6 protein-coding genes are annotated in these 6,443 nt (G+C 55.7%); 4 read left to right on the forward strand and 2 right to left on the reverse strand.

The genetic code is table 11. The features are described from left to right. The 4 genes from QE270_RS08060 to QE270_RS08075 form a co-directional block, all read left to right on the forward strand. The coding region (locus tag QE270_RS08060; protein WP_300037796.1) for a 3-hydroxyacyl-CoA dehydrogenase NAD-binding domain-containing protein at positions 1-1,811 on the forward strand (1,811 nt) is incomplete at its 5' end. Between the two features lie 15 nt (positions 1,812-1,826). Beyond that, complete coding sequence (locus QE270_RS08065; RefSeq protein WP_300037799.1) at positions 1,827-2,987, forward strand: acyl-CoA dehydrogenase family protein; 1,161 nt, start codon at positions 1,827-1,829, stop codon at positions 2,985-2,987. Beyond that, entirely contained in the window at positions 2,984-3,919 is a 936-nt protein-coding gene (locus QE270_RS08070) for an alpha/beta hydrolase (RefSeq protein ID WP_300037802.1), read from the forward strand. The genes QE270_RS08065 and QE270_RS08070 overlap by 4 nt, the downstream gene beginning before the upstream one ends. Then, on the forward strand, positions 3,916-4,791 hold the full coding sequence (locus QE270_RS08075) for a MaoC/PaaZ C-terminal domain-containing protein (RefSeq protein ID WP_300037805.1): 876 nt from the start codon (positions 3,916-3,918) through the stop codon (positions 4,789-4,791). The genes QE270_RS08070 and QE270_RS08075 overlap by 4 nt, the downstream gene beginning before the upstream one ends. On the opposite strand, the gene QE270_RS08080 is transcribed toward QE270_RS08075, so the two are convergent. Together QE270_RS08080 and QE270_RS08085 are read right to left on the reverse strand one after the other, a co-directional pair. Continuing rightward, positions 4,788-5,174 (reverse strand): VOC family protein, encoded by a 387-nt coding sequence (locus QE270_RS08080; RefSeq protein ID WP_295490858.1) that lies wholly within the window; start codon positions 5,172-5,174, stop codon positions 4,788-4,790. The genes QE270_RS08075 and QE270_RS08080 overlap by 4 nt on opposite strands. Continuing rightward, entirely contained in the window at positions 5,155-6,432 is a 1,278-nt protein-coding gene (locus QE270_RS08085; protein ID WP_300037808.1) for an MFS transporter, read from the reverse strand. The genes QE270_RS08080 and QE270_RS08085 overlap by 20 nt, the downstream gene beginning before the upstream one ends. Between the last annotated feature and the right edge of the window lie 11 nt (positions 6,433-6,443).

The following is a 6,443-nucleotide window of genomic DNA, read 5'->3' on the forward strand; positions in this document are numbered from 1 at the left end:
TGATGAACGGTTTGGCTCTGGGCGGCGGGTTTGAATTAGCTCTGGCATGCCATTACCGCATTCTTATCGATGACCCGAAGGCTGTGGTTGGCCTTCCTGAGGTCAATGTCGGACTATTGCCGGGATCGGGCGGCACGCAACGCCTTATCCGCATCGCTGGCATGAAGACCGGCACAGAACTGCTACTTTCAGGACGCGCGGTTAAAGGCCCAGAAGCATTGGCGCTCGGAATTGTTGATGCCGTTGTTCCAGTCGCCGAAATGGATGCAGCGGCGCGCGCTTGGCTTGCCACCGGTCCCAATCCGGTCAAGCCCTGGGACGTAAAGGGCTATGCCCTGCCTGAACAGCGCGGCCTCATTATCCCGGAGTATTCCGCAGGCATGATGATTACCTCGGGGTCCGTTGCCAAATCAGGATACAATCTTCCAGCTCCCATCGCGATTCTGTCATGCATTTATGAGGGCGCGATACTGCCTTTTGATAAGGCGCTAACAGTCGAATCCAAATATTTTGCCAAACTGCTAACCAGCCCAGTTTCCCGTAACATAATCCGTACGACCTTTCTGTCAAAGGGCGCGGCCGAACGCGGCGCTGGTAGGCCTGCTGGCGTCCCAAAGACTGAATTCAAGAAAATTGGTATACTCGGTGCGGGCATGATGGGTGCAGGAATCGCATTGGTCTCAGCACAAGCCGGGGTCGATGTCATCCTTATCGACCGTGACGTCGAAAGTGCGACCAAGGGCAAGGCCTATTCCGAAACCGTGCTCGGTAAGCAGATAACGCGCGGCACTATGACGCAAGACAAAGCCGATGCGATTGTGGCACGGATAAAACCCACCGACAACTTTGCACTTCTTGAAGGATGCGACCTGATCATCGAAGCTGTGTTTGAAGATATTGACATCAAGGCCGAAACCACTCGCAAGGCAGAAGCAATTATCCCGTCGACGACAGTCTATGCTTCGAACACTTCAACCCTGCCCATATCGACATTGGCAGAGGCGTCGGCTCGACCCGACCAGTTCATTGGCCTACACTTCTTTTCGCCCGTTGACCGCATGGGTCTCGTCGAGATTATCAAGGGCGCAAAGACCAGCCCAGCAACTCTCGCAGTTGCGCTAGATTTCGTCGCGAAGCTCCGGAAAACGCCGATTGTCGTCAATGACAGCCGCGGTTTCTATACCAGCCGCGTATTCCAGACGTTGATCCACGAGGGCGGCGCGATGTTGGGGGAGGGCGTTCCGCCCGCAGTTATCGAAAATGCGGCCAAAGCTGTTGGGATGCCAGTCGGACCGCTGGCATTGCTGGATGAACTGACCTTTGATTTGCCGCTGAAGATTGTCGAACAGGCCATCGAACAGGAAGGTAGCAAATATATCGTTCCCGCTGGTGTTTCAGCGATGAAAAAGATGAAAGCGCAAGGCAGATCTGGCAGGAAAACCGGCGGCGGCTTTTATGAGTATCCGGCTGAGGGCGGGAAAAAACTCTGGTCTGGCCTTGCGGATCTTTTTCCGGTTTCGGTAGACTATGATGTCGAGGAATTAAAGCAGCGTTTTCTATATACACAGGCGATTGAAACCGCGCGATGCCGGGAAGAAAACGTCATCGAGACCTCCGAAGATGGTGACTTGGGAGCAGTCTATGGCTGGGGCTTCCCCGCTTGGACTGGGGGAACTTTGTCATACATCGACACCATCGGCGTCGCAAAGTTTGTGACCGAGTGCGACCGCCTCGCACAAAAGCTCGGACCTCGCTTTGCGCCATCGGCATGGCTTCGTGATCGCGCGGCAACTGGCACAAACTTTTATTGATAAGGACCCACTTCAATGCGCCGCGTAACTTTTGAATTAGAACACGACCAGTTCCGCGATTCGGTTCGCAAATTCATGCAGGCTGAGATTTCACCGAATGTCGAGCGCTGGCAAGAGGCCGGCATTGTTGATCGCGAAGCTTTTACCAAAGCTGGAGCGAACGGGCTGCTCTGCACATGGGCCGAGGAACAATATGGCGGCCTTGGCATCGAAGATTTTCGATTCGAACAGATAATCATGGAGGAAAACACCCGGCACGGTGATTTGGGCTTCTATCTTCATTTGCACAGCAATCTAGTCGCGCCGTATATCGCCAAATTGGGCACAGATGAACAAAAGGCGCGGTTTATGCCGGGCATTGTCAGCGGCGAGAAGATCCTTGCCGTGGCCATGACTGAACCGAGCACCGGGAGCGATTTGGCCGGCATGAAGAGCCGCGCTGTCGATATGGGCGATCACTGGGTTCTGAACGGTTCAAAAACCTATATCTCCAACGGCATTTTGGCTGATGTCGTCGTCGTTGCCGCGCGCACGGATCCCGACAGTAGCCATGGGATTGGGCTGTTTTTGGTCGAGCGCGGGATGGAAGGATTTGAACGCGGTCGTAAATTGAAAAAGATGGGACTTAAGGCGCAGGACACCGCAGAACTCTTTTTTAATGATGTGAAGTTGCCCAAGGCCAACGTCCTTGGCGATGCGACAATGGGCTTCAAATATCTTGCCCGGTTTTTAGCGCAGGAACGCTTGGTCGCAGCTATTATATTCCAGACCACCGCGCAGGTTGCGTTCGATATCACGCTTGAATACATAAAGGAACGCAAGGCGTTTGGGCAGCCTATCGGCACGTTCCAGAACAGCCGTTTCAAGATGGCCGAAATGAAAGCCGAACTTGATGCTATGCAATGCTATATCGATCAGAGTGTGCTTTTGCTTAACAACGGCGAATTGACAGCTGACGATGCTGCTGCGGCAAAGCTACTAACAAGCGAACTGGAGGCCCGTGTAGTCGATCAATGCCTTCAACTACACGGAGGCGCAGGCTATATGGAAGAATATCGTATCTGCGGTATCTATCAAGACGCGCGCATCAGCCGTATCTTTGGCGGCACGTCGGAGATAATGAAAGAAATTATCGGACGAAGCCTTGGGCTTGATGACCGGAAAAGAAACAAATGACCACGCGCTATCTGGTAGACCCTGAACTGCTGCCGATGCTGGACGCTTTTCCGCCAATGACATTGTCGGCGGAGACGCTGCCAATGATACGGTCGGCTATTCCCCAGATGATGGCGGCGCGCCCGTTGCCGGATTTTCCGGTAAGTTCCAACGTCATAAATATCCCGTCGGGTGATGACGGTCGCGATATTCGCTGCCTGCTGATCCAGCCACGGACCTCGGGCACGAACATGCCAGCCATATTGCATTTCCACGGGGGCGGGCATGTTCTGGGTATTCCCGAAATGGACCAGCCACAGTTGATGCGGTGGGCGGCGGAACTGGGATGCCTCGTGCTTTCGGTTGATTATCGCCTGGCCCCCGAAACGCCGTTTCCCGGGCCAATGGACGACGCCTATGCGGCGCTGCGCTGGCTGAACGAACAATGCGATATATTGGGCATCAATCCGGATCGCATCGCAGTCAGCGGCGGCAGCGCTGGTGGCGCGATGGCCGCCTGCCTATGCTTGATGGCGCGTGATCGCGGCGAGTATAAAATCGCGTTTCAACATCTTGAGGCACCGCGCCTTGATGATCGATTGGCGGCGTCGGAAGATGCTAATCCGTTCACAGGCGAATTTGTCTGGACCCGCGCAAACAGTGCGTTTTGCCGGGACGCCTATTTGGGAATAAATACCGCAGACCCATATGGTTCGGCTGCCCGCGCAACGTCACAATCCGACCTGCCTCCCGCTTACATCGCGGTCGGATCGCTTGATCTGTTCGTCGACGAATGTCTCGCCTATACTGCGCGACTTACCAGAGCAGGAGTACCGGTGGAGTTGATCGTCTATCCCGGCTGTTTTCACGGTTTCAAAATTGCCGCAGAAGCAAATGTTACGATACGGGCCGAAGATGACAACATCCGAGCGCTTCGCAAAGCGCTGGCGTGAGCAGTCCCCTAGACGTTGAAAAGCTGCAGGAATATAAAATTCCCCACGCAACAGATGATTACGACCCCCGCGATGCAATTATTTATGCTCTCGGGGTTGGAGCTGGGCTCGACCCTGCGATTAACGAGGTTGATTTCCTCTATGAACGCCAGTTGCAAGTCCTGCCAACCATGGCGCTCGTATTGGGTACACCGGGCTTTTGGCCAATGGACCCAAGCTGCGGGCTCGACTGGATAAACATATTGCACGGCGAGCAGCGGCTAACGCTGTTCCAGCCGCTCGATCCTGCTGGCACGCTATTGGGTGAAACCATTGTCACTAACATTGCCGATAAAGGCGTTGGTAAGTCGGCTTTGGTGCGCGCCGTGAAGACGCTGAAAACCCTCAGCGGGGCGTTAGTAGCCGAATCAACCGAGACATGGGTGGTGCGCGGTGCTGGAGGGTTTGGCGGCGAGCGGGAGTTGCCGGGCGACGTCTTGCCGCCGGTGCCAGATCGCAGTCCTGACATTGTCGCGACTTTGCCAACATCGGTTACCCAAGCTGCAACCTACCGCCTGTCCGGCGACCGTAACCCGCTGCACATAGATGGCGCGACCGCAAGGCGCGCTGGCCTTGACCGGCCGATATTGCACGGGCTTTCGACATTAGGTGTGGTCGCTCGCGCACTCATACACGCGTGCTGCAGTGGCGACGCCGCACGATTGAGCAGTATCGACGCGCGCTTCACGGCACCGGTTTATCCCGGCGAGACGATCACGACAGAAATATGGAATATGTCGGGAACATTGCATTTTCGGTCGAGCGTCAGCGAGCGCAAGCTGGTCGTGATTGACCACGGCGTCGCAACGATGGACGCTTTTGCAAAGATCTAAGTCTCGGGCTTGAAGCAATAGGCGCAAATCTTGTTGCCATCGGGGTCACGCAAATACGCGCCATAAGCGTTCGGCACCGCGCCGCGCGGGCCAGGCGCACCTTCGTCGCTGCCGCCTGCGGCAAGTCCCGCGATATGGAACGCATCAACAGCTGCACGATTGGGTGCTTTGAAACCAATGGTCGCGCCATTGCCGGGATTAGCAGCGCTACCATCAATCGGGCGCAAGACCAGAAACTCGGCAGCGCGGTTGCCATAAGCAAGTCCCTGATCGAGAAAATCGCCAAGCCGGACAATCCCAAGTGGAGCCAGTGCCGAGTCATAAAAACGTCCCGCACGGGAGACGTCATTCGTCCCGACGCAATTATGTGTGTAGATGCCCATTGGTTTCAGGCTCCTCGGCGGAGTTTAGCTTTAGGAAATAGATCGCAACAGCCGCCAGCAACGAGCCCATCGCCATCAGCATCATTACGCTGGCAAGCGGCGTTCCACCGGCGAACAATATGCCAGCCAATGCCGGTCCGACCACCGCCCCTGCGCGGCCCGTGCCGATGCCAAAGCCCGTGCCCGAAGCCCGCACATGGACAGGGAAGGCTCGCGCGAGAATGACGTAGAACGCCACAGCGGCGCCGTTGATAAAGAACCCCGTTATTCCTGCGACCAAGGCGAGCACCTGCAAATCCGGCGTTGTTCGCCCGAACAGAGAGACCATAACGAACGACCCCAGCAGAGCAGCGATGGTCACAGGCTTGATCCCGAACCAATGCGTCAGCACCCCGTAAACTGCTCCACCCGTCGCGCCGCCCAGCATCGCCCAAATCAGGATGTCCGCTGCCGAACTGGCATCAAACCCAAGGTCGACGACAATCTTGGGTATCCATTTCATGAAGAAATAATAGCAACTGACATGAGTGAAATAGGCAAAAGTGACGAGCAAAGTCGTGCGGATGAGCGATGGCCGGAAAATGTCAAACACCGACCTCATGTTCTTGGCGCTAGACACAGGCGGAAGCGCCGAAATATTTGGTAATCCGAAGCGGAAGAGAGTCCGGTTAATCCGTTGCAGCGCGTTCGAAGGGCGTTTTTCGGCAAGAAAGGCTGGCGATTCCGGAATGAAGACCAGCACCAACGGAATGAACGCTGCCGTCGCCGCCGCACCGAAAACAAAGATACTGCGCCAATCACCACCTTCAAGCAATTGCCGTGCCACAAGGCCGCCGCCAACCGCCCCCAGCGGATAGCCGATGACCATCAACGAGAGCGACAGATTGCGCCATTTGCGGCTGCTGAATTCGGCAACGACCGCGTTGATAGCGGCAAGCATACCGCCAATGCCAAGCCCCGTTATCACCCGCCAAATCGAAAGTTCAGTGATACTCGACGTTTCCGAAACCATATACATACCGAGCGTCATAGCCATCAGGCACACAAGTATTGTCGGTCGCCGGCCGAAACGGTCTGCTGCACCTCCAAGCACGATTGATCCTACCGCCATCCCGATGAGTTCCATCGACAAAACCCAACCGAGCGCGTCTCTCTTTAAGCCCCATTCATCGGCGATCCCAGGTGCCGCAAAACTGATGGACAGCACATCAAAACCGTCGAGCGCGTTGAGTAATATTGTAACGACCACCGCAGCGATCTGCCACGCAC

Origin of the sequence: Sphingorhabdus sp., assembly GCF_029865925.1 — a bacterium.
Classification (GTDB): domain Bacteria; phylum Pseudomonadota; class Alphaproteobacteria; order Sphingomonadales; family Sphingomonadaceae; genus Sphingorhabdus_B.

Excerpts from the sequence above, each read along its gene's own strand:
- QE270_RS08065 (WP_300037799.1), top strand. The coding sequence starts at position 1,827 with ATGCGCCGCGTAACTTTTGAATTAGAACACGACCAGTTCCGCGATTCG.
- QE270_RS08070 (WP_300037802.1), top strand. The coding sequence starts at position 2,984 with ATGACCACGCGCTATCTGGTAGACCCTGAACTGCTGCCGATGCTGGAC.
- QE270_RS08080 (WP_295490858.1), bottom strand. The coding sequence starts at position 5,174 with ATGGGCATCTACACACATAATTGCGTCGGGACGAATGACGTCTCCCGT.